General features: G+C 65.4%; 21 protein-coding genes and 1 riboswitch. Of the genes, 9 read left to right on the top strand and 12 right to left on the bottom strand.

All coding sequences use genetic code 11. The annotated features are described in order from the left end of the window. Positions 1–16: 16 nt before the first annotated feature. The 3 genes from glyQ to BBA01S_RS19345 all read right to left on the bottom strand — a co-directional run bounded on the left by glyQ (position 17) and on the right by BBA01S_RS19345 (position 4,032). The gene (glyQ, locus tag BBA01S_RS41820; RefSeq protein ID WP_084162323.1) at positions 17–1,024 is read right to left on the bottom strand and encodes a glycine--tRNA ligase subunit alpha; all 1,008 of its coding nucleotides are present in this window, start codon (positions 1,022–1,024) and stop codon (positions 17–19) included. A gap of 195 nt (positions 1,025–1,219) precedes the next feature. Then, positions 1,220–2,902 (bottom strand): apolipoprotein N-acyltransferase, encoded by a 1,683-nt coding sequence (gene lnt / locus BBA01S_RS19350; RefSeq protein WP_027817904.1) that lies wholly within the window; start codon positions 2,900–2,902, stop codon positions 1,220–1,222. A gap of 236 nt (positions 2,903–3,138) precedes the next feature. Continuing rightward, positions 3,139–4,032 carry an HlyC/CorC family transporter gene (locus BBA01S_RS19345; RefSeq protein WP_027817903.1) on the bottom strand — a complete coding sequence of 298 codons (894 nt, stop codon included), beginning with the start codon at positions 4,030–4,032 and terminating at the stop codon, positions 3,139–3,141. Between the two features lie 300 nt (positions 4,033–4,332). Here BBA01S_RS19345 and BBA01S_RS19340 point away from each other — a divergent pair, with 300 nt between their 5' ends. From BBA01S_RS19340 to BBA01S_RS19330, 3 genes are all read left to right on the top strand, one after another. After that, positions 4,333–5,013, top strand: coding sequence for a CsgG/HfaB family protein (locus BBA01S_RS19340; protein ID WP_042297543.1), 681 nt, complete (start codon positions 4,333–4,335; stop codon positions 5,011–5,013). Positions 5,014–5,085: 72 nt separating this feature from the next. Beyond that, positions 5,086–5,427, top strand: a complete 342-nt coding sequence (locus tag BBA01S_RS19335) for a DUF4810 domain-containing protein (RefSeq protein ID WP_042297563.1) — start codon at positions 5,086–5,088, stop codon at positions 5,425–5,427. Positions 5,428–5,435: 8 nt separating this feature from the next. Beyond that, positions 5,436–6,107: a DUF799 domain-containing protein gene (locus tag BBA01S_RS19330; protein ID WP_027817900.1), complete on the top strand. Its 672-nt coding sequence runs from the start codon at positions 5,436–5,438 to the stop codon at positions 6,105–6,107. A gap of 55 nt (positions 6,108–6,162) precedes the next feature. Here the strand turns inward: BBA01S_RS19330 and BBA01S_RS19325 are convergent, their stop codons facing one another. The 5 genes from BBA01S_RS19325 to BBA01S_RS41815 form a co-directional block, all read right to left on the bottom strand. Further along, positions 6,163–6,870: a gamma-glutamylcyclotransferase gene (locus tag BBA01S_RS19325; protein WP_084162319.1), complete on the bottom strand. Its 708-nt coding sequence runs from the start codon at positions 6,868–6,870 to the stop codon at positions 6,163–6,165. Between the two features lie 42 nt (positions 6,871–6,912). Continuing rightward, a complete protein-coding gene (gene ybeY / locus BBA01S_RS19320; RefSeq protein WP_027817898.1) occupies positions 6,913–7,374 on the bottom strand; it encodes an rRNA maturation RNase YbeY in 462 nt (153 codons plus the stop codon). A 36-nt stretch (positions 7,375–7,410) separates the two neighbouring features. After that, positions 7,411–8,493: a PhoH family protein gene (locus tag BBA01S_RS19315; protein ID WP_027817897.1), complete on the bottom strand. Its 1,083-nt coding sequence runs from the start codon at positions 8,491–8,493 to the stop codon at positions 7,411–7,413. Between the two features lie 62 nt (positions 8,494–8,555). Further along, complete coding sequence (gene miaB, locus BBA01S_RS19310; protein ID WP_027817896.1) at positions 8,556–9,929, bottom strand: tRNA (N6-isopentenyl adenosine(37)-C2)-methylthiotransferase MiaB; 1,374 nt, start codon at positions 9,927–9,929, stop codon at positions 8,556–8,558. Positions 9,930–10,177: 248 nt separating this feature from the next. After that, entirely contained in the window at positions 10,178–11,185 is a 1,008-nt protein-coding gene (locus BBA01S_RS41815) for a LysR family transcriptional regulator (RefSeq protein ID WP_042297542.1), read from the bottom strand. Positions 11,186–11,325: 140 nt separating this feature from the next. Between BBA01S_RS41815 and BBA01S_RS19300 the strand changes: the two genes are divergently transcribed. The 4 genes from BBA01S_RS19300 to ribB all read left to right on the top strand — a co-directional run bounded on the left by BBA01S_RS19300 (position 11,326) and on the right by ribB (position 15,155). Then, positions 11,326–11,703 carry a VOC family protein gene (locus BBA01S_RS19300; protein ID WP_027817895.1) on the top strand — a complete coding sequence of 126 codons (378 nt, stop codon included), beginning with the start codon at positions 11,326–11,328 and terminating at the stop codon, positions 11,701–11,703. A 49-nt stretch (positions 11,704–11,752) separates the two neighbouring features. Then, positions 11,753–12,952, top strand: coding sequence for an MFS transporter (locus BBA01S_RS19295; RefSeq protein WP_027817894.1), 1,200 nt, complete (start codon positions 11,753–11,755; stop codon positions 12,950–12,952). A gap of 163 nt (positions 12,953–13,115) precedes the next feature. Continuing rightward, positions 13,116–13,949 (top strand): helix-turn-helix domain-containing protein, encoded by an 834-nt coding sequence (locus BBA01S_RS19290; protein ID WP_156965994.1) that lies wholly within the window; start codon positions 13,116–13,118, stop codon positions 13,947–13,949. 140 nt (positions 13,950–14,089) lie between these two features. Further along, a riboswitch (FMN riboswitch) is annotated at positions 14,090–14,254 on the top strand. A 181-nt stretch (positions 14,255–14,435) separates the two neighbouring features. After that, on the top strand, positions 14,436–15,155 hold the full coding sequence (gene ribB, locus BBA01S_RS19285; protein WP_027817892.1) for a 3,4-dihydroxy-2-butanone-4-phosphate synthase: 720 nt from the start codon (positions 14,436–14,438) through the stop codon (positions 15,153–15,155). Positions 15,156–15,286: 131 nt separating this feature from the next. Here ribB and BBA01S_RS19280 read toward each other — a convergent pair whose 3' ends face one another. After that, positions 15,287–15,973, bottom strand: coding sequence for an HAD family hydrolase (locus BBA01S_RS19280; protein WP_027817891.1), 687 nt, complete (start codon positions 15,971–15,973; stop codon positions 15,287–15,289). 222 nt (positions 15,974–16,195) lie between these two features. Here BBA01S_RS19280 and BBA01S_RS19275 point away from each other — a divergent pair, with 222 nt between their 5' ends. Then, positions 16,196–16,585 (top strand): hypothetical protein, encoded by a 390-nt coding sequence (locus tag BBA01S_RS19275; RefSeq protein WP_027817890.1) that lies wholly within the window; start codon positions 16,196–16,198, stop codon positions 16,583–16,585. Between the two features lie 265 nt (positions 16,586–16,850). On the opposite strand, the gene BBA01S_RS19270 is transcribed toward BBA01S_RS19275, so the two are convergent. Beyond that, the gene (locus BBA01S_RS19270) at positions 16,851–17,048 is read right to left on the bottom strand and encodes a hypothetical protein (RefSeq protein WP_027817889.1); all 198 of its coding nucleotides are present in this window, start codon (positions 17,046–17,048) and stop codon (positions 16,851–16,853) included. Positions 17,049–17,935: 887 nt separating this feature from the next. Here BBA01S_RS19270 and BBA01S_RS19260 point away from each other — a divergent pair. Further along, the gene (locus BBA01S_RS19260) at positions 17,936–18,769 is read left to right on the top strand and encodes a ferritin-like domain-containing protein (protein WP_042297541.1); all 834 of its coding nucleotides are present in this window, start codon (positions 17,936–17,938) and stop codon (positions 18,767–18,769) included. Between the two features lie 81 nt (positions 18,770–18,850). On the opposite strand, the gene BBA01S_RS19255 is transcribed toward BBA01S_RS19260, so the two are convergent. Together BBA01S_RS19255 and trhA are read right to left on the bottom strand one after the other, a co-directional pair. Further along, complete coding sequence (locus BBA01S_RS19255; RefSeq protein ID WP_027817887.1) at positions 18,851–20,539, bottom strand: DEAD/DEAH box helicase; 1,689 nt, start codon at positions 20,537–20,539, stop codon at positions 18,851–18,853. 283 nt (positions 20,540–20,822) lie between these two features. Further along, positions 20,823–21,443 carry a PAQR family membrane homeostasis protein TrhA gene (gene trhA, locus BBA01S_RS19245; RefSeq protein WP_027817885.1) on the bottom strand — a complete coding sequence of 207 codons (621 nt, stop codon included), beginning with the start codon at positions 21,441–21,443 and terminating at the stop codon, positions 20,823–20,825. Positions 21,444–21,569 lie beyond the last annotated feature (126 nt).

Raw genomic sequence — 21,569 nt, 5'->3', positions numbered from 1 at the left:
GTTGTCGGAGATCCGGTCATTCCTCGTCGAACTTGCGTTCGACCTTCAGCGGCGGCGCCCACGCGGGCATCGCGGCGTCCTGTTCGTCGGTGGTCAGCCCAGGCACGCCGTGCACGGGATTGCCGAGCATCGGGAAGCCGAGCTTCTCGCGCGACTCGTAGTACGACTGCGCCACGCTGCGCGACAGCGTGCGGATGCGGCCGATGTACGCCGCGCGCTCCGTCACGGAGATCGCGCCGCGCGCGTCGAGCAGGTTGAAGGTGTGACCGGCCTTGAGCACGAGCTCATAGGCGGGCAGCGCGAGCTGCTGCTCCATCATGCGTTTGGCTTCGCTTTCGTACGCGTTGAAGAACGTGAACAGCAGGTCGACGTTCGCGTGCTCGAAGTTGTAGGTCGATTGCTCGACTTCGTTCTGGTGGTACACGTCGCCGTAAGTCAGGCGGCGGATCTCGGGGCCGTTCGGGCCTTGTTCTTCCCACTCTGTCCAGACGAGGTCGTAGACGTTCTCGACCTTTTGCAGGTACATCGCGAGGCGTTCGAGCCCGTAGGTGATCTCGCCGAGCACGGGCTTGCAGTCGATGCCGCCCACTTGCTGGAAGTAGGTGAACTGCGTGACTTCCATGCCGTTGAGCCACACTTCCCAGCCGAGACCCCAGGCGCCGAGCGTCGGGTTTTCCCAGTCGTCTTCGACGAAACGCACGTCGTTCTGCTTCAGGTCGAAGCCGAGTGCTTCGAGCGAGCCGAGGTACAGGTCGAGGATGTTCTCAGGCGCGGGCTTGAGCACCACCTGGTACTGGTAGTAGTGCTGGAGGCGGTTGGGGTTCTCGCCATAACGGCCGTCCTTCGGGCGGCGCGACGGCTGCACGTAGGCGGCCCGCCACGGCTCGGGGCCGATTGCGCGCAGGAAGGTGTGGACGTGCGAGGTGCCCGCGCCGACTTCCATGTCGATCGGCTGGAGCAGTGCGCAGCCCTGCTTGTCCCAGTAGGACTGGAGCGTCAGGATGATTTGCTGAAACGTGAGCATGTGTGCCTGCTGTGTCTGCGGTGTCTTTTGGGGCGGGAGACGCGGGTTGCGGCGGCAGGCGTGGCCCGCGCGGCAACCGGTGCGTGACGGCCAGGTGCTGAAACGATGAATTTTACCGGATTGGCGCGGCGTTGAGACCGGCGCGGGGTTGGCGCGCCGGAATACTGCGTCGATTGCCGCGGAACAGACGTTCTATCAGGCGTTCTTCTTGCGCCCGATCCGCGCCGGGCCGAACGCAAAGCCGAACGCCAGCATCAGCAGCGAAACGGCGATGACCGTGTTGTTGCCGCTCGTTACGTAGGGCGTGAAGCCCTGCGTCCCCGTGATGTGCACGTCGAGCGAACCGACCGTGAACGTAGGCAGGCGCGCGATGACGTTGCCGTGCGCGTCGATGGCGGCGGTCGCGCCGGTATTGGTCGCGCGCAGCATCGGCCGGCCGGTTTCGAGCGAGCGCATGCGCGCGATCTGCAGGTGCTGGTCGAGCGCGATGGTGTCGCCGAACCACGCCAGATTGGTCGAATTGACCAGGATGCCCGGCGAAACCGGGTTCTCGCGCACGGTGCGCGCGATTTCCTCGCCGAAAATGTCCTCGTAGCAGATGTCGACGGCCACCGGCTGGTTATGCACGAGGAACGGCGGCTGCACCGGCGCGCCGCGCGCGAAATCGCCCAGCGGAATGTTCATCAGGTTCACGAACCAGCGGAAGCCCCACGGTACGAACTCGCCGAACGGCACGAGATGGTGCTTGTCGTATCGGTACAGGCCGTTCGTGCCGGGCGTCACGCCAAAGAGGCTGTTGGTGTAATCGACGACGCGGCCTTCGGGCGTGATCGTGCCGCCCACCGCGCCGAACAGGATCGAGGTGTGGGTGCCGTCGGCGAAGGCGCGGATATCGCGGCCGAACTTCTCGGGGATCTCCTGCACGAGCACGGGCACGGCGGTTTCGGGCGTGACGATGAGATCGGCGGGCTTTTCGGTGATGAGCTTCTGGAACTCGTTGAGCGCGTCCTGCGTGCCGGATTCGGAGAACTTCATGTCCTGCTTGACGTTGCCTTGCAGCAGGCGCACGTCGAGCGGCGCATTTTCCGGATGCGTCCAGTTCACGCGCGGCAGCAGCAGCCCGGCGATAACCACGGCAAGCGCGCTGAGCGCCGCCGTGAGCGCACCGCCGCGCGCGGCGCGCAGGCTCACGAGCGCCTGCACGAGCAGCGCCGCGACCAGCGCCAGCACCCAGCCCACGCCATACACGCCGACGATCGGCGCGAAACTGGCCAGCGGGCCGTCCACCTGGGCATAGCCGCTGGAGAGCCACGGAAAGCCCGTGAAGATGTAGCCGCGCGCCCATTCGCCAAGCGCCCAGGCGCTCGCGAATGCAAACGCGCCGTGCCAGGTGGGCGAGTACGGCAGGGCGTCGGCGCTAGTTTCGCGGCTTAAGTCGCGGTTCTTGCGCGCGTGCCCTGCGCAGAACGACCAGAGCAACGCGGCCAGCGCCGGATAAACGCCCAGATACAGCGAAAACAGCCCGAGCGCCGCGCCTGCAAGCGGAGCGGGCATGCCGCCGTAGAAGTGCATGCTCACATACAGCCACCAGACGCCCGTGACGAAGTTGCCGAAGCCGAACGCCCAGCCCGTGAACAGCGCGCTTTTCCAGCCAGTGGTGCGGGTGAGCCAGAAATAGAGGCCCGCGAAAATGGCGATTTCGAGCCAGCCGCCGTGCGGCGTCGGCGCGAACGACAGTGTATTGAGCGCGCCCAGTGCGAGCGCCGCAAGGTAATGCCACGCGGGCAGGGCGCGGCGCGCGGCGACGCTGGAAGGGGCGGCGGCGGATGGTGCGGCAGACTGCGCGGCGCGCGTGCGGGAATCGATCGGTTCGGCCATGAATGTGCGGTGGCTGCGGTGCGGCAGCAGGCGCGCGCGGGGCGCGGGTTGCTGGGGTCGTGCGTTTCAGACGTTCGCTGCCACGCCAGGGGCGCACAGCGAGCGCAACGATAGCATTTTCACGCGACAGGAATTCGCGGTGTCGGGGAATCGTCCTGGGGATCGATCACCGGAAGAAAAAACGCCGGCGCGAAGGCCGGCGTTTTCAGCGTGTGCAATCAGGCTCAAATTCAGGCTCAGGTGCCCGGCGGTGCGAGCACCGCTTCGCGCTGGCCGGCCATCGGGTCGCGGCGCACCAGCAGCATGTGCACCTGGCGGGCATCGGCGCGCAGCACTTCGAAGATCAGGTCGTCGATGCGCACTTTCTCGCCGCGATGCGGCACGTGGCCGAAGTGATTCGTCACGAAGCCGCCGATCGTATCGACTTCCTCGTCCGAATAATGGGTGCCGAACGCCTCGTTGAACTGCTCGATCTCGGTGAGCGCACGCACGCGGAAGCGCCCGTCCGGCGAGGCGATGATGTTGCCGCTTTCTTCGTCGAAGTCGTACTCGTCCTCGATATCGCCGACGATCTGCTCCAGCACGTCCTCGATCGTGATGAGGCCCGCCACGCCGCCGTACTCGTCCACGACGATGGCGATGTGATTGCGGTTCTGGCGGAAGTCGTGCAGCAGCACGTTCAGGCGCTTGGACTCGGGGATGAACACGGCCGGGCGCAGCATGCCGCGCACGTCGAATTCTTCTTCGGCGTAGTAGCGCAGCAGGTCTTTCGCGAGCAGCACGCCGATCACGTTGTCGCGGTTGCCCTCATAGACCGGATAGCGCGAGTGCGCCTTTTCCAGCACGAAGGGGATGAAATCGTCGGGGCTCTCGGCGATGTTGATCGCGTCCATCTGGGCGCGCGGCACCATGATGTCGCGGGCGCACAGCTCGGACACCTGGAAGACGCCTTCGATCATCGACAGCGAATCGGCGTCGATCAGATTGCGCGCGTGGGCGTCCTGGAGGATTTCGAGAAGCTCGCTGCGCGAGTCGGGCTCGGGCGAGATGAAGTCGGTCAGCCGCTCAAGGAGGGAGCGCTTTTCCTGCTGTTTGTCGTTCTGTCGTCGACTGGGATAGGAGTCGTTCATGGTGGTGCGCCCTTGGCCTCTTCGTGGCCGGACGCGCTGTTGCGGAAGGGAAAGGATACATCATGCGTGTGGCGCGCCCATGTAGGGGATGCCACGCAGTTCATCGTATCGCAGATGCAGCGCGCTTGCCCTGCGGAAAAAAACTGGCCGGGCCGTCGTGTGCGGCGCGGTGGCGGCGCGACGGTTCCCGCCCTTTTTGGCCGATTACTTGATGGCCATCAGTCTCTCCGTGTGTTCTTGACAGTTCGCTTTCCGCGACGTGGCTCTAATGGCCGCCGATTCAAGACACAGGAGACCTTGATGTTCCATTCATCGTTCAGGCGCGCTGCGTGGTGCGCGCCGGCGCTGCTCGCCGTGCTGGCCGGTTGCGCGACCGAAGCATCGCGAACCTTGCCCGTTGCGCCAGTGGCCGTCGCCGTGACGCCATACGCGGGCAAACCGGTGGCCGTTGCCGTCGGTAAATTCGACAACCGCTCCAGCTACATGCGCGGCATCTTCACCGACGGCATCGACCGCCTGGGCGGGCAGGCGAAGACCATCCTGATCACGGCGCTCCAGCAAAGCGGACGCTTCAACGTGCTCGATCGCGACAATCTCGACGAAATCCGTCAGGAAGCGGGCTTCGCGAAGCAGGCGCTGGCGCTCAAGGGAGCGCGCTATGTCCTGACCGGTGACGTAACCGAATTCGGCCGCAAGGAAGTCGGCGACCAGCAACTCTTCGGCATTCTCGGTCGCGGCAAGAGCCAGGTCGCCTACGCCAAGGTCAGTCTCAACGTGGTGGATACGGTCACGTCCGAAGTCGTGATGTCTGCCCAGGGAGCGGGCGAATACAGCCTGTCGAGCCGCGAGGTGATCGGCTTTGGTGGCACCCAGGGCTACGACTCGACGCTCAACGGCAAGGTGCTCGACATGGCGATCCAGGAGGCCGTCAACCGGCTGTCCGAGCGTGTCGACGGCGGTGCGCTCGGCGCCTCGCGCTAGGCACAACCGGCATCACCGATAAACCTTATGGAGACCCTATCGATGAATATTCGACCGAATCGCGTGCGCGCGATGGCCCTTATATGCGCCGCCGCGGGCAGTGTGCTGACGAGCGGTTGCGCGACAAATTCCACGCCGCCGCTCTATGGCTGGGACGGTTATCAGCCGCAGGTCTACGCGTATCTGCAAGGCAAATCGACACCCGAAACACAGATCGACGCGCTCGAAAAAAACCTCCAGCAGATACGCGGTAAAGGCGAGCGTCCGCCGCCCGGCTTCCACGCTCACCTCGGGGCGCTCTATGCGAGCGTGGGCAAGGGGCAGCAGGCCCAGCAGGAGTTGCTGGCCGAGAAAGAGTCTTTCCCCGAGTCGTCCGTCTACATGGACTTTCTGCTGACGAACCTTAAGAGGTAAGACTACCTATGCTGACTCTTTCACACCTCAAATCGGTGCTGGCGCTCACGCTGGCCGCGATGCTCGCTGCCTGTGCGGGCGCGCCCAGGCAGACCGTCGACTATTCCGCGCTGCGCGCAGCCAAACCCCGCACGATCGTGGTCCTGCCGCCGCTCAACGAAACCAGCGACGTGAACGCCACGAACGGCATGCTTTCGCAGATGACGCAGCCGCTGGCTGAGTCAGGCTACTACGTGCTGCCCGTCGCCGAGGTGGCGGAGACCTTCCGCCAGAACGGACTCACTACGCCTGCAGACATTCAGGGCGTGTCAGCGGCGAAGCTGCGCCAGATCTTCGGCGCGGACGCCGCGCTCTACACCAAAGTGACGCAATACGGCTCGGTCTATCAGGTCGTCGATGCCAATACTTACGTGACAGCGTCTGCGAAACTCGTGAATCTGGGCAATGGCGATGTGCTCTGGCAAGGCGCGGCGGGAGCGAGCGGGAAGGAACTCGGCAACGCGTATGCGCAAGGCGGTCTGGTCGGCGCGCTCGTGCAGGCGGCGGTGAAGCAGATCGCGCATACGCTGAGCGACGAAAGCTGGGATGTGGCGGGGCTCACGAGCCGCAAGCTGCTGTCGGCCGGGCGGACTAACGGCTTGTTGTACGGGCCGCATTCGCCCAAATACGGTACTGACTGAACCCGCATGACGCGGTTCGACTAGCACCTTCGCCGCGGCGCTTGCCGCGGTTTTTTTATTCTTGCGCGGGCGTTTGAGCGCAGCGCGCGAGCAGCCGCTCCAGCGCGCGGTCTGGCATGCCGCTTTCGCGCAGCGCTTCGACGGTGCGGCGCACGTAGTCGAGCGTCGTGCCGTAGCGCCCGCTCGCGCAGCCGAACACGGTGCGCACGGTGTCTTCGCCGAGCTTGCCGGTATAGGTGGCGGCCTCGCGACGCATCACGAAAGCCAGCGCCGACACACGCCGGCCATCGGCGAGCACGCAGGGCAGCCACGCGGGCCGGTACGAGCCCATCGGCATTTCGCGCCGCCAGAGCGCTTCCATATGCGGCATGACCCCTTCGGCGGCGAGGCGAAATGCCACGCCCGCGCACGAGCCGCCGCGATCGAGTGCGAGCACGAGGCCCGGTTGCTCGGGCGTGCCGCGATTCACGCGCGACCACAGGTAGAGCCCGCGATGGTAGCCATGCACGCGCGAGCGCACGTTCTCGACCGTGGGCAAACCGGGGTTCCAGATCAGCGAGCCATAGCCGAACAGCCAGATGTCGCTCTTGCCGTCCCATTGCTGGAGCGTGCAGTCGAGCGATGCGCGCAGTTCGTCTTCGCTGAGCAAACGGGATTCGCCCAGAGACGGCGGATAGCCGGGGCAGGGCGCCGCGCTCTCCAGCGGCTCGTCGATGTCGGAGCAGGTCACTTCGCCGGAAACGTTCGTGCGCTTGTCGTTCATGTCGGGCTAGCTGGAGAGCGGGGGGATCGTGCGATCGCGCCCTTACTTGTACGGATCGGGAAAGCCGAGCGAGGCGAGGACTTCGGTTTCGATGCCTTCCATCTCTTCCGCTTCGGCGTCGTCCTCGTGGTCGTAGCCTTGCGCGTGCAGCGCGCCGTGCACGAGCAGGTGGGCGTAGTGCGACGACAGCGGCTTGCCCTGCTCGGCGGCTTCCTTCGCCACCACCGGGCAGCAGAGGATCAGGTCGCCGGTCACGGGATCGTCCTCGCTCTGCGCGTACGCAAAGGTGAGGACGTTGGTCGCGTAGTCCTTGCCGCGATAGGTGCGGTTGAGCGTGCGGCCTTCCTCGGCGTCGACGAAGCGCACGGTCAGTTCCGCGTCGGCGAACAGCGCCGCCTTGATCCACGCGGCCAGCGTCGCGCGGGGCAGCGCGGCCTTGTGCTCGGGGAACGCCTTCGCGGCGGGGAACTGCACGTTCAGTTTGAGTTTCGGTGCGCGTGCCATGATGGTTATATCGAATACACCCGGATGCCGCCCGCGTCAGCGTGCGTCGCCGTTGCCATCGTCCTTCTTCGCGTGCGCGTCATAGGCCTCGACGATGCGCGCGACGAGAGGATGGCGCACGACGTCCGCACTCGTGAAATGCGTGATGGCGATGCCGCGCACGTTGTTCAGCACGTGCTGCGCCTCGATCAGGCCGCTCTTGTGGCCGCGCGGCAAGTCGATCTGCGTGGTGTCCCCGGTCACGACCGCCTTCGAGCCGAAGCCGATACGCGTGAGGAACATCTTCATCTGTTCGGGCGTGGTGTTCTGCGCCTCGTCCAGGATGATGAACGCATGATTGAGCGTGCGCCCGCGCATGTAGGCGAGCGGCGCAATTTCGATCATCTGGCGCTCGAACATCTTCGCCGTCTTGTCGAAACCGAGCAGGTCGTAGAGCGCGTCGTAGAGCGGACGCAGATACGGGTCGACCTTCTGCGACAGGTCGCCGGGCAGGAAGCCCAGACGCTCGCCCGCTTCGACGGCCGGACGCGTCAGCACGATGCGCTTGACCTGGTCGCGTTCGAGCGCGTCGACGGCGCAGGCCACCGCGAGATAGGTCTTGCCCGTGCCCGCCGGCCCGATGCCGAAGGTCACGTCATGCGAAATGATCTGCTTGAGGTACTCGCGCTGCGCAGGCGTGCGCCCACGCAGGTCGGCGCGACGCGTGTAGAGCTTCGGGCCTTGTTCTTCGATGTCGATGTCGTTGCCCGCCGGCTCGTCGAACGGATGGTCGGGGTCGCCGCGAAAACGCGGGTCGATCCCGGCATCGTCGCCGTTGCCATTGGCGCCGCCGCTCTTCAAACCCATTGCAGCCGGATGGCGCGCCTCGACCAGCGCGAGCTGGATGTCGTCCACGGACAGCGGATCGCGTGCCTTGTTGTAGAAGTTTTCGAGCGCGGCGAGCGCGAGCTTCGCGCCACGGCCGCGGATCGAGATGCGATGGCCGCGGCGCGCGAGCGTGACGTCGAGCGCCTGCTCGATCTGCCGCAGGTTCTCGTCGAGCGGGCCGCAGAGGTTGGCGAGCCGCGCATTGTCTTCGCGCGGCGCGGTGAATTCCAGATGCTGCTGATTCGGCTTCAAGGTGTCTCTGAACTCCCGTGTTCCGTGGGTGGCGTGCTGGTGCGTAGCGTTTTGGTGCGGATTCAGTGCGAAACCGTCGCATCGCCCTCGTGCGCGAGCACGAGTTCGCCGCGCAGCGAGTGCGGGTAGGCGTGATTGATCTTCACGTCGATCATCTGGCCGATCAGGCGAGCGTGCGAAGCGAGCGGCGCCGGGAAGTTCACCACACGGTTGTTTTCCGTGCGGCCCGACAGTTCGCTCGGATCCTTGCGCGACGGGCCTTCGACCAGGATGCGCTCGACGCGGCCAACCATCGACTGGCTGATGCGCTGCACGTTCGCTTCGATGGTCGCCTGCAGATGTTGCAGGCGCTTGAGCTTCACTTCGCGCGGCGTGTCGTCTTCCAGGTTCGCGGCGGGCGTACCCGGACGCGGGCTGTAGATGAACGAGAAGCTCGTGTCATAGCTCATCTCGTCGACCAGTTTCATGGTCTTTTCGAAGTCTTCTTCGGTCTCGCCCGGGAAGCCGACGATGATGTCCGTCGACAGCGACAGATCCGGACGGATCGCGCGCAGCTTGCGGATCACCGACTTGTATTCGAGCACCGTGTAGCCGCGCTTCATCGCCATCAGCACGCGATCCGAACCGTGCTGCACCGGCAGGTGCAGGTGGCTCACGAGCTTGGGCACCTTCGCGTAGGTGTCGATCAGGCGCTGCGTGAATTCCTTCGGGTGCGAAGTCGTGTAGCGGATGCGCTCGATGCCGGGGATGTCCGCGACGTATTCGATCAGCGTGGCGAAGTCGGCCACATCGGTCGCGCCTTGCGTGAGCGCGCCCAGGTAGGCGTTGACGTTCTGGCCGAGCAGCGTGACTTCACGCACGCCCTGGTCGGCCAGACCCGCGACTTCGGTGAGCACGTCGTCGAGCGGACGCGAGACTTCTTCGCCGCGCGTGTAGGGCACGACGCAGTAGCTGCAGTACTTCGAGCAGCCTTCCATGATCGAGACGAATGCGCTCGGGCCTTCCACGCGCGCGGGCGGCAGATGGTCGAACTTCTCGATTTCGGGGAAGGTGATGTCGACCTGCGCGCGGCCCGAGGCACGGCGCGCGTCGATCATCTGCGGCAGGCGATGCAGCGTCTGCGGCCCGAACACCAGGTCGACGTACGGAGCGCGCTGCACGATCGAGGCGCCTTCCTGGCTTGCCACGCAGCCGCCCACGCCGATCAGCAGGTTCGGGTTCGCTTCCTTCAGCTCGCGCACGCGGCCGAGTTCGGAGAACACCTTTTCCTGTGCCTTCTCGCGCACCGAGCAGGTGTTGAACAGGATCACGTCCGCATCTTCGGGCGTGTCGGTCTTGACGAGGCCTTCAGCCGCGCCGAGTACGTCGACCATCTTGTCCGAGTCGTACTCGTTCATCTGGCAGCCGTACGTCTTTACATAAACTTTCTTGGTCATCGGGTTTCGCCGTTCGCAGTGGTTCACCTGGGGGCGTCGTCCGGTTGATGCACGAAATGCACGTCGGGACTACGGTGAAAATTGGGGCTGAAGCGGGTGGCCGGCCTGCGAAGGCCGTGGCGCACAGTGGGGCGGTTCGCTAGCGGGTTTTGCTGGTGCTTTTGCGTACGTTTTTGCGTGCGCATGGGCTTTTAATGCCGCTGGATGACAACGCGAACCATCGTTCAGCTTAATCCGACATTATAGCCTTATGCGCTCGCGGCCTTGCGACGCCGCGACCCGGATGTAGCGGGGTTTGCCACAGCCTTCGGGGCGCTCGGCGCGTCCGTGGCGCAGGGCACGAGCGCGCTCAACTCCTGCGCCGCCTGCGCGAAGCGCTCGGTCAGGAAATCCAGCAGCACCCGCACGCGCGGCGCCAGGTAACGGTTGCGGTGATAGAGCGCGTGCACGGGCTGCTCGGCGTAGCGCCAGTCCGGCATGACGATCTGCAGGCGCCCGGCGCGCAGGTCGTCGGCCACGTCCCAGATCGATTTCACCGATAAACCGTAACCGCACAGCGTCCACTGGCGCACGGCTTCGCCGTCGGAGCTTTCCAGCGCGCTCTCCAGCGGCACGACGTAGGTCTGCGATTCGTTGTCCCGCGTGAAGCGCCATTCATTGACCGACCCCGCGGGCGAGCCGATCACGATGCAGTCGAAGCGGGCCAGATCGGCGGGCTCGCGCGGCTCGCCGTGCTGCGCGACGTATTGGGGCGCGGCGCACAGGACACGCGGGTTCGGTGCGAGTCGCCGCGCGATCAGCGAGCTATCCGCGGGCGTGCCGAAGCGAATCGCCAGGTCGATGTCTTCCTGCAAGAGATTCGAGATCGAGTCCGTGAGCGTGAGCGCGAAACGCACCTCGGGATAAAGCGCGCGAAATTCGTCGAGCCACTTCATCAGCAGATTGCGCCCGAAATCGGAAGTCGCCGAAATCCGCACCTTGCCGCGCACTGCGTTCTGGCCCTCCTGAAGCGCGGCCTTGGCGTCGTCGAGCGAGCGCAACGCGTGTTCGCTACAGGTGAGGTAGCTGCGGCCTTCGTCGGTGAGCCTGAGCTGGCGAGTGGTGCGGTCGAACAGGCGCGCGCGCAGTTCGGCTTCGAGCCGCGCGAGGCGGGCGCTAGCCGCAGCAGGCGTGAGGCCGAGCTTGCGCCCCGCCGCCGACAGGCTGCCGAGCCGCGCCGCCTCCACGAACAGGCGCACATCGCCGAGATTGTCCATGCCGTTGATTATTCGATAGCAATTGAAAATGCTTCAAATGCTACGCCAATTATCAAAAGCGCGTGTAGCGCCCACAATGCGCGTGTTCCAGGGTTTTCCCTTGTCTTTTACCCGTGTACTTCAGTGCTGCTGGAGCCGCCATGCAACTCGATCACGTCACGCTCGTCACGCCCGACCTGGAAGGTGCGCGCCGCTTTTTCTGCGACGTCGCCGGCCTTGCCGACGGCGCGCGTCCGCCGTTTTCGGTCGACGGCTACTGGCTCTACGCGAACGGGCGTCCCGTCGTCCACCTGGTTGCGTCGACGACGCCCGGCGCGCGCCCCGCGTGCGTGTCGCCGCGCCTCGATCACGTTGCGTTTCGTGTGGCGCCCGGCGGTGAATGGCAGGCGTTGCTCGCGCGGCTGGCGGCGCATGACGTGCCGTACCAGGTCGCGGACGTGCCGTTGAGCGGCGAGCGCCAGTTGTTCGTGGCGCTGGCGCCGGGCGTAGTCGTCGAGTTCGTGACGACGGCCGCCTGAGACACCCTGAGCGCAACTTCAATCCTTCACGCTGCATCCGGAGACTTCGATGCCTATTCCCTTACTTGCGCTGGCGATCAGCGCCTTTGCCATCGGCACGACCGAGTTCCTCATCATGGGCCTCTTGCCCGACGTTGCGCGCGACCTGGGCGTGACGATTCCCGCCGCGGGCCTGCTCGTGAGCGGTTACGCGCTCGGCGTGGCCGTGGGCGCGCCGGTGCTCGCCGTGCTCACGAGCCGCATGCCGCGCAAGCTCGCACTGCAACTGCTCATGGGCGTGTTCATCGTCGGCAACGTGATGTGCGCGATGGCCGGCAACTATTCGCTGCTGATGGTCGCTCGCGTCGTGGCTTCGTTCGCACACGGTTCGTTCTTCGGTATCGGCGCGGTGGTGGCGGCTTCGCTCGTGCCGCAGGAAAAGCGCGCAAGCGCGATTGCGCTGATGTTCACCGGCCTCACGCTCGCGACCGTGCTGGGCGTGCCGTTCGGCACGGCGATCGGGCAGCAGTTCGGCTGGCGCGTGGCGTTCTGGATCGTGAGCGCGCTGGGCGTGATTTCGCTGATCGGCGTGACGGTGCTGGTGCCGAACAAGCATGACAGCGGCCCCGTGAGCCTCGGCCGCGAAGTGCGCGTGCTGCGCGACCCGCAGGTGTGGATGGCGCTCGGCATGACGGTGCTGGGCTTTGGCGGCGTGTTCGTCGTGTTCACCTATATCGCGCCGATCCTCGAACAGGTGAGCGGTTTCTCGCCGCACGGCGTGACGCTCATGCTCGTGCTGTTCGGCGTCGGGCTGACGCTGGGCAACACGCTCGGCGGCAAGCTGGCGGATCGCGCTTTGATGCCGTCGCTGATGGGCATTCTTGTCGCGCTCGCCGTGGTCATGGCGATCTTCACGAAGACCAGCCATTCGAGCGTCGCCGCGGCGATCACGCTGTTCGTGTGGGGCATTGCCGCGTTCGCGACCGTGCCGCCGTTGCAGATGCGCGTAGTCGCGAAGGCCGCCGCCGCGCCGAACCTCGCTTCGACGCTCAACATCGGCGCGTTCAACATGGGCAATGCGCTGGGCGCGTGGCTCGGCGGGCTGGCGATTGCGCGCGGCGTGGCGCTCGATGCGCTGCCGTGGGTGGCGGCCGTGGTCGCGATCGCGGCGCTGCTGCTGACGTGGATCGCGGCGCGCATGGACTCGCGCGATGCGTCTTCGAGCGCGGCGGCACGCGTCGACGTGGCTGTGCGGCAGGACGCGTGCTGAAGTGCCGCGCGCATATCGTCAGGATGCGAAAGCATTCCCGAAATTGCGCTCTGCAATGCTGATATCAGTGTGAAGATAACTTCGTTGGGCGCGGCGGGACGCGATGCTAGTCTTGCCTCCATTCAAGCTCTAGCGCCACTGACGGCGCGCCTGGGAGGCAGCCATGCATTCACCGCTCGCGCTCGTGAGGGACGCGCAAACCGAACGTTCGACTGTGCATCGCAGTACTACGCATCGGACTTCGGATTCACAGCATCCGCAACACCCGCAACACGATCTTTCTGACGATGTTTCGTTGCAGACGTCGGCGCTTTCCGCCGATGCGCTGGGCGCCAGCGGGGCCGCGCGCGGCGAAGGCCCGTTCGACGCGCTCGAATACCTGGTCGGCGTGAATCTCGCGCGACTGCGCGCCGAACGGCAACTGTCGCTCGACGCGTTGGCCCGCGCGTCGGGCGTCTCGCGCGCCATGCTCGCGCAGGTCGAGTCGGCGCGCAGCGTGCCGTCGATCAAGGTGCTGTGCAAGGTGGCGGCGGCGCTCAAGGTGTCGGTGTCGGCGTTCCTGCGCCGCCACGCGGTGAGCGGCTTCGAGCATCTGCCTGCCGATCGCGCCGCGCGCCGCGTCAGCGCCGACGGCCGCTACTCGGCGCGTGCGCTCTATCCCGAGGATGCACCGGCCCCCGCCGAATTCCACGAACTGCGCATCGCGCCGCTGCACACGGAACCCGGCACGCGCCGCGCGCCGGGCACGACCGTCAACCTGGTGGTCAGCGAAGGCACGCTGGAAGTGAGCGTGCACGAGCGCCGCCAGTTGCTCGCGACCGGCGACGCCATCGTGTTCGACGCCGATCAGCCGCACAGCCTGCGCAACCCCGGCGACACCGAGGCACGCGTGTTCCGCGTGACGCTCAATGCCGAAACGCCGCCGCGCTGGGACGTCCCGCACGGCGTGGGCGCGCCCGGCAGCAGCGAAGCGCTGGCCGCGCAGCAACCGGCGTGAGCCGGTCGCATCCTGAAGTGGTGCGGTGCACAAGACGCATCGCGCCCCAGTTGTCTACTGGTTTTTTACCGCGCTGCACGATCGCGCGGCCTGTTGTATCCTTTGCCCGCCGGCAAAATCAGGTATTGAGCCGGTAATCAGTGCGTCTTCAGGGCGGGGTGAAATTCCCCACCGGCGGTAAGCCGGCCGCGCCGCAAGGCAAGGCCAGCAAGCCCGCGAGCGCCCGCGTGCCGTATGGCGCGGGGTCAGCAGATCTGGTGCGAAGCCAGAGCCGACGGTCATAGTCCGGATGGAAGAAGATGTGCAGATGGTCATGTTTGCCCATCCGCCGCGGCTTGCCGGCCTGCGCGCGTGTTGTCGTCGATTGGCTCTATCGGCCGGTTGTCGGCACGCGTGGCGTGCGCCGGACGACGTGCGACGGGGATTCCTGTCTGTTTGCAATGCCCTGAAACGTTTTTCGCCCAACTCTTGCGAGGAGCGTTTCACATGTCCTTTACCCGCAATGCTGTGTCCGCCGATGTGCCTTTCGACGCCATCGACGATCTTCCCCTTCTTGAAACCGAAGTGGTGCCGCCGCGTATCGCCGCTGCGCTGCAAGCCATGCGCGAAGGCCGTCCGGTCGTGCTGCAGGACGACCACGACCGCGAAGACGAAGCCGATCTCGTCTGCGCCGCCGAGCACCTGACCAACGAGACGATGGCGCTGTTCATCCGCGAATGCAGCGGCATCGTCTGCCTGTGCCTCTCCGACGAGAAGGTGAGCGCGCTCGAACTGCCGCCGATGGTCTCGCACAACGAAAGCCGCAACCGCACCGCCTTCACGGTCTCGATCGAGGCGCGCGACGGCGTGAGCACGGGCGTGTCGGCTGCCGACCGCGTGACGACGATCCGCGCGGCCATCGCCGCCGACGCCAAGCCCGAGCACATCGTGCGCCCCGGCCACGTGTTTCCGCTGCGCGCGCAGCCGGGCGGCGTGCTGGCGCGCCGCGGCCACACCGAAGGCACGGTCGACCTGGCTGCGCTCGCGGGTCTCGCGCCCGCCGGCGTGCTGTGCGAACTGATGAACCCGGACGGCACGATGGCGCGCGGCCAGCAGGTCGACGACTTCGCGAAGCTGCACAACCTGCCGATGCTCACGATCGCCGAACTGGTCGAGTTCCGCGAATCGCTGGCACTCGCGCGCGAGCGTAGCGCCGAGCTGGTTTGACCTGATGATCGAGGACGCTGCGCAGCGTCCCTGAAAGCGAAAACGAAGCGAAAGCGGCGCGTGCGGCCTTGATGGCCCACGCGCCGTTTTGTTTATCGCGCGGCTGGCGAATGGCTGGCGATCTGCTGACTTTACGATTGCACGTCGCCGAATTCGCCGCGCACGCCCGCTTCCACGAGCGCGGGCAACTCGTCCATGTGTTCCATGATGCGCGTGATGCCCATTTCGCGCAGGACGTCGGCGTAACCCGACGGGATATGGCTCGCGCCCACGAAGGCGATTGTTTTCATCCCGGCCGCGCGCGCGGCGTTCAGTCCCGAGATGCTGTCCTCGACCACGAGACAGCGCGACGGTTCGACGCCGAGCGTCTTCGCCGCGTGCAAATAGACATCCGGATAGGGCTTGGGTCGCGCGACCATTTCGGCGCTGAAGACGCGCTCGCCGAAAATCGTATCGAGCCCGGCGCGCCGCACCGAGGCGTGCACGCGCGTGAGGCGGCTGTTCGAGACCACGGCGGCGGGCAGCGTGACCCGGCGCAGCGCGTCGCGCACGCCGTTGATCGGGCTCACCGATTCGGCGATGGCGACTTCGCAGTTGTGATCGATGGTGTCGAGAAAATTCTCGGGCATCGTCAGGTCGAAGCGCGAGGCGACATCGGCGAGAAAACGCGAGGTCTGCTGGCCAAACGCTCCGGCCACGGCGGCGCGGAAGTCGACGCCGGGAAACGTGCGGCTGAGGGTTTCGAAGATGACGTGGTCGGCGATGACTTCGCTGTCGACGAGCACGCCGTCGCAGTCGCAGATGAGATGGTCGATCATGCGCAAGACGAAAAAAGCGGGGAAGCTTGCGGCCCGAATCAGGCGGCGAGTCCGCGCGGGGCCGGCAAGGCGGGAGATTGAATGCCTAATGATACGTGCTTTTGAGCGTGGGGCGGCGCCCGGGAAGGTCAGGCCGGACGGCCAGGCTGTCGCGCGCACCGCACGATGCGACAATGAGCGATCCAATGGGCAACGGAACAATCGAGACAAACGAGGAACACGATGCGTGGACTTGCGATGATCGGCGCGATGGTGCTGGTGGCGGCAACGACGGCCGGCTGCGCGAATACGTCGGGACTGCCTGGTGGCTGGCGTGCGCCGGCATATGCCGATTTGCAGCAGATGTGCGGCGCGCAGCAAGCCGATTACGGCGCGGACGCGCAGGCGGTCTATTCGGCGGTCTATGACGCGTATGTCGCGAACCGCCACGGCAAGCTGCCGCAGGATCAGTTCTGCGGCTTCCAGGCGGGACTCGCGCAGCACTACTCGGCGAATGCAGCGAATGCCGGCGATGCGCAGGCGCGCAATGCGTGGGTCGCCTACCTCAATGCGCAGCGCGCGCAGGCGCTCACCTGGCGCGCATCGGCGGATCCGACCTTGCGCGGCGGTTAAGCGAGGTTGAGCAAACGCGGACACACCTGCTGCAGAAAAAGATGGTCACGCGGGCATGAAGCGCGCGGGTCCGCGTGACCATGCACTGCAGGCGCGAAATCGACTGCCGTGCGCCTGCATCGGGGACGGACTCGACACAGCGTGCTGGCGAACGATCCCGGCGTCCGCACAGGTCGAGAAAATGGGGATTAAAGCAAGTCGTGGCTAGTCATGGCTGAAAGACGGGCATATAGCCAAAAGCCTGTCTGGGTCATGAACACCGGGTTCATGAACACCGTTTGATCGCGCGCAACGCAGAGTCGCCGATTTCAGTCAGCCGCCATTGCTGGAGCCCGGAGGCGAGGCGTTCCAGTTGGACAAGCTGGCGTTCGAGGAGGGCGTCCAGTTCTTCGCGTTCCATGTCGATCTGGTTGGGCGCGTCCTTCACTAGCAGCAGGGTGGCGAATTCATGCGGACTCAGCATCTTTCTCTCCGTGTTGCCGCATCAGAGGTCAACATGCGCGGCCGGGCTGGGACGGCGTGCTGACAGTCATGCGGTGATCGTGCGCGAAAGCCTGCGACGGCGCGATGCGTGTGCTGGATGAGCGGCCCGTTTGCTGTCGTGCGTCATCGGCCTGAAGGTCGATCGACGCGACAACCGAATCAACAAAACGGCATCCAGCCTGGATCGGCGCCGGGGAACTGCAGTGTAGGCAAACGCGCTGCGTTGTACAAACCACACCCCAAAAATATTCCGTTTGACATTCGGTGCGCGCAGCGGCGGTCGAGGCTCGCGCGCAGATCCTTGATTTCACTTGAAGTTCGTGCCGCGACGCAAGAATGCGCAATGGTTCGCGGCGCTTGCTGCTGTCCGCGTCGATGCAATGCGGCATGGGTCGCCGTCATTGTGCGCGTGCGCCTGCGGCTTGCTGCGCGAGCGTCGCGACGCCGCGGCGCAGGTCGTCAAGCGCGGGGAGTGGAAGGATTCCTCGGTTATGCGTTTTAGCGCCTGGTCGGCTGAATACTTCCTTTCAGGCGCGCCAATTGCAAAGGATTGCAGAGGATTGCGCGCCAGAAGCCATCGGGCGCGGCGCGAGACAGGGCTCCAAAGCCATTTGAAAGGCCGGCCTGAATCCGCTGCTTGTCGCAGATTGCATAAGTCTGGCCACCCGCTCACACGGGGCTTACAAGTCGAACCTTCCTGGAACTGTGGGGATCGGGATCGGTCTGTGCTCTCAGACTGCAGCTTTGCGAAACAGCAGCTAAGATGAACTAATAAGGGCTGGTACCTTTCGCTACGCGGCCTGGGCGCAAGACCGGGTAGCGAGGACCGGCGCAGCATGGCCGATACCGCTTTGGGAGTACGACACAATGCGCAATGAAAATGAGCCGGGACACGTGATGCCCTGGCGCATCGAAGACATCGACCTCACGCGGATCGACCGACAGCGTGCCGCAGCCAACGAAGATCTGCTGCTGCTTCTGTGCGCGTCGTCGTTTATTGAAAGTGGCTCGGATCTTTACACGAGCAACCTTAGCGTGTTCTTCAACGGCGACCCGGAAGTCTCCGACTGGCTCAACAACGAGTGGGAACACGAGGAGATGCAGCACGGCCGCGCGCTGAAGACCTACATCAACTACGTGTGGCCGGAATTCGACTGGGACACCGCCTTCCGCAACTTCTTCGAGGAATATTCGAAGACCTGCTCGTTCGAAGAGTTCGAGAAGACGCGCGCGCTTGAGATGGTCGCGCGCTGCGTAGTGGAGACGGGCACGGCCACGTTGTATCGCGCGATCGGCGAATGTTCGGACGAGCCGGTGCTCAAGGAAATCACCGACAACATCCGCAGCGACGAAGTGCGCCACTACAAGCACTTTTTCAAGTACTTCAAGAAGTACAACCAGGTCGAGGGGCAGGGCCGCCTGGCGGTGCTCGGTGCGCTGATGCGTCGCGTGATGGAGATCAAGAACGAGGACTCGGAGATCGCGCTGCGCCACGTGTTCGCGGTTCGCTATCCCGATCGCGTGCAGGATGCCGCCTACAATCGCGAACTCACCGCGCGCGTGAACAAGCTGGTGCGCCACAACCTCTCCGCCGATATGTGCGTGAAGATGCTGCTCAAGCCGCTCAATCTGCCTGCGCGCATTCAGCCGAGCGTGCATTACCCGCTCACCAAGATCACGCAGCACGTGTTTTTCCGCTGATTCCTAGACGTCGATCAATTCGGCGTCGATAAAACAAAAGGCCCGCTGCTTAGCGGGCCTTTTGTTCGTCTGGCTGGCGGCTTAGCGGTCGCGCTGACCGTTGCCGTCGCGGCGCGAGCCGCCCGAGCGGCCACCGCCGCCAAGCAGGGCGCCAGGATTCGACTGCGGCTTGCGCTGCGGACGGCCCAGTGCGCTCTCGTGCGAGACGCCACGCTGGCTTTCGCGGCGCGTGTGCTCGCCACGGTTGCCCGGGTTGCCGCCCTGGCTTGCGCTATGATTCGCTGCGCCTTGCTGCTTCACGGGCTTGGCGGTGCGGATGCCGTTCGATTCGGGCCTGGCTGCGCGCTGGCCGCCGTTGCCACCATTTCCATTATTTCCACCGTTACGGCCGCCGTTGCCAGCCGAAGCGCGGTTGCCGTCACGGCCGCCGTCGCGACCACCTTCACGGCCACCTTCGCGGCCGCCTTCGCGCTGGCCGCCACGCGACTCGCGGCCTTGCGCGGGCTTCGCGCCGCCACCGTTCGCGCCTTGCGACGCACCGCGCCCCTGACCTTGCTGCTGGCCACGGCCTTGTTGCTGGCCGCGTCCCTGCGGCTGGCCGCGACGCTGGATCGGCTCCGGCTTGGCATCCGGATCCGGCTCGAAGCCCGCAATCACTTCCTGCGGCACCGGGCGCTTGATGAGGCGCTCGATATCCTTGAGCAGCTGATGCTCGTCCACGCAGACGAGCGACACCGCTTCGCCCGTCGCGCCCGCGCGGCCGGTACGGCCGATACGGTGCACGTAGTCTTCCGGCACGTTCGGCAGGTCGAAGTTGACCACGTGCGGCAGCTGGTCGATGTCGATGCCTCGCGCGGCGATGTCGGTCGCGACCAGCACCTGCAGCGTGCCGTCCTTGAATTCGGAGAGCGCGCGCGTGCGGGCCGACTGGCTCTTGTTGCCGTGGATCGCGAGTGCGCTGATGCCGTCCTTCGTGAGCTGCTCGGCAAGGCGGTTCGCGCCGTGCTTGGTGCGCGTGAACACGAGCACCTGGAACCAGTTGTGCTGACGGATCAGGTGCGTGAGCAGTTCGCGCTTGCGGTCGCGGTCGACCGGATACACCTTCTGCGCGACGGTTTCCGCCGTGGTGTTGCGGCGCGCGACTTCGATCAGCGCGGGCGAGTCGAGCAGGCTGTCGGCGAGCGCCTTGATCTCGTCGGCGAAGGTCGCCGAGAAGAGCAGGTTCTGGCGCTTGGGCGGCAGCTTGGCGAGCACGCGCTTGATGTCGTGGATGAAGCCCATGTCGAGCATGCGGTCGGCTTCGTCGAGCACGAGGATCTCGAGCTGCGAGAGGTCGATCGTCTTTTGCTGCATGTGGTCGAGCAGGCGGCCCGGCGTCGCCACGACGATATCCACGCCGCGCTTGAGTGCGTCGATCTGCGGATTGATGCCGACGCCGCCGAACATGACCGTCGACTTGATCTTCAGGTACTTGCCGTAGGCACGCACGCTTTCCTCGACCTGGGCGGCGAGCTCGCGCGTGGGCGTGAGGATCAGCGCGCGCACGACGCGCTTGCCGCTCGCGTGGGGCGCCATGTCGGACAGGCGTTGCAGGATCGGCAGCGTGAAGCCGGCGGTCTTGCCGGTGCCGGTCTGCGCGCCGGCGAGCAGGTCGCCGCCGCCGAGCACGGCCGGGATAGCTTGCGTCTGGATGGGCGTGGGCGTTGTGTAGCCCAGTTCGTTGACAGCGCGGACCAGCGGTTCGGACAAGCCGAGAGAATCGAAAGACATAAATACCTGTTGTATTGCAGTATCGCGAGCGGCAGGCGCTGCCGTCATCCGGCGCGCTGTGCGGCGGGGGCATTCTGCGTGTTGTGCTCGCCTATGCGGTGCACACACTCTGCGCGTACATCACTCGCGTTATTCGGACGGCGCGCCAGTGCGCGCGCCGCTTGTCGACGCTTCTCAAGAGCGCCGGCTGGCATTGGGTTGCATCGCGCGGCCGCGGACACTGCGGCCGCCGCGCGATGGACTTCGTGTGGATTCCCCGGAGGGCGCTTCCCGAAGCGACGCGTCAGGCGACGTAGGCCGCGACGCTCACGAATTGACAGACGCTCCCGGCGAGCACGAACAGATGCCAGATTCCATGTCCGTGCCGGATGCGTTCGTCATTGACGAAAAAATAAATGCCGACGCTGTAGATGATGCCGCCGGCCAGCAGCCACGCGACGCCGCCCACGGGCAGCGTGCTGATGAGCGGCTTGACCGCGACCAGCGCGAGCCAGCCCATCACCACGTACAGCACCATCGACAACATGCGCGTGCGGCGCCCGAGCGTGAGCTCCTGCGCAATGCCGAGCGCGGCAAGCCCCCAGCTCACGCCGAAGAGCGACCAGCCCCACGGCCCGCGCAGCGTAACGAGCGAGAACGGAGTATAGCTGCCCGCGATCAGCAGATAGATCGCGGCGTGATCGCACTTTTGCAGCACGGCCTTGATGCGCGGCCCGCGCACGCCGTGATACAGCGTGGAAATCGTGTACAGGGCGCAGAGCATCGCGCCGTAGACGGCGAAGCTCACGACCTTGTACGCGTCGTGATCGAGCGCTCCGAGCGTCACGAGCGAAACCAGCCCCGCGATCGACAACATTGCGCCCACGAGGTGAGTAATGCTGTTCAGACGCTCACCAGCGTGCATGACGACAACTCCTTGTTCTTCTTGCCCCGCGGCGTCGTGTCGATCCCACGTCGGTTCCAGACCGATCTGGGTCGTCATGCCGATCCGGCACCGGAGCCGCGGCAAACCCGCTTTGCCGCCGCATCC

The organism is Paraburkholderia bannensis NBRC 103871, assembly GCF_000685015.1.
Classification (GTDB): Bacteria; Pseudomonadota; Gammaproteobacteria; order Burkholderiales; family Burkholderiaceae; genus Paraburkholderia; species Paraburkholderia bannensis.
The sequence above is the reverse complement of the archived record's forward strand: the minus strand, read 5'-3'. Positions and strand labels throughout refer to the sequence as shown.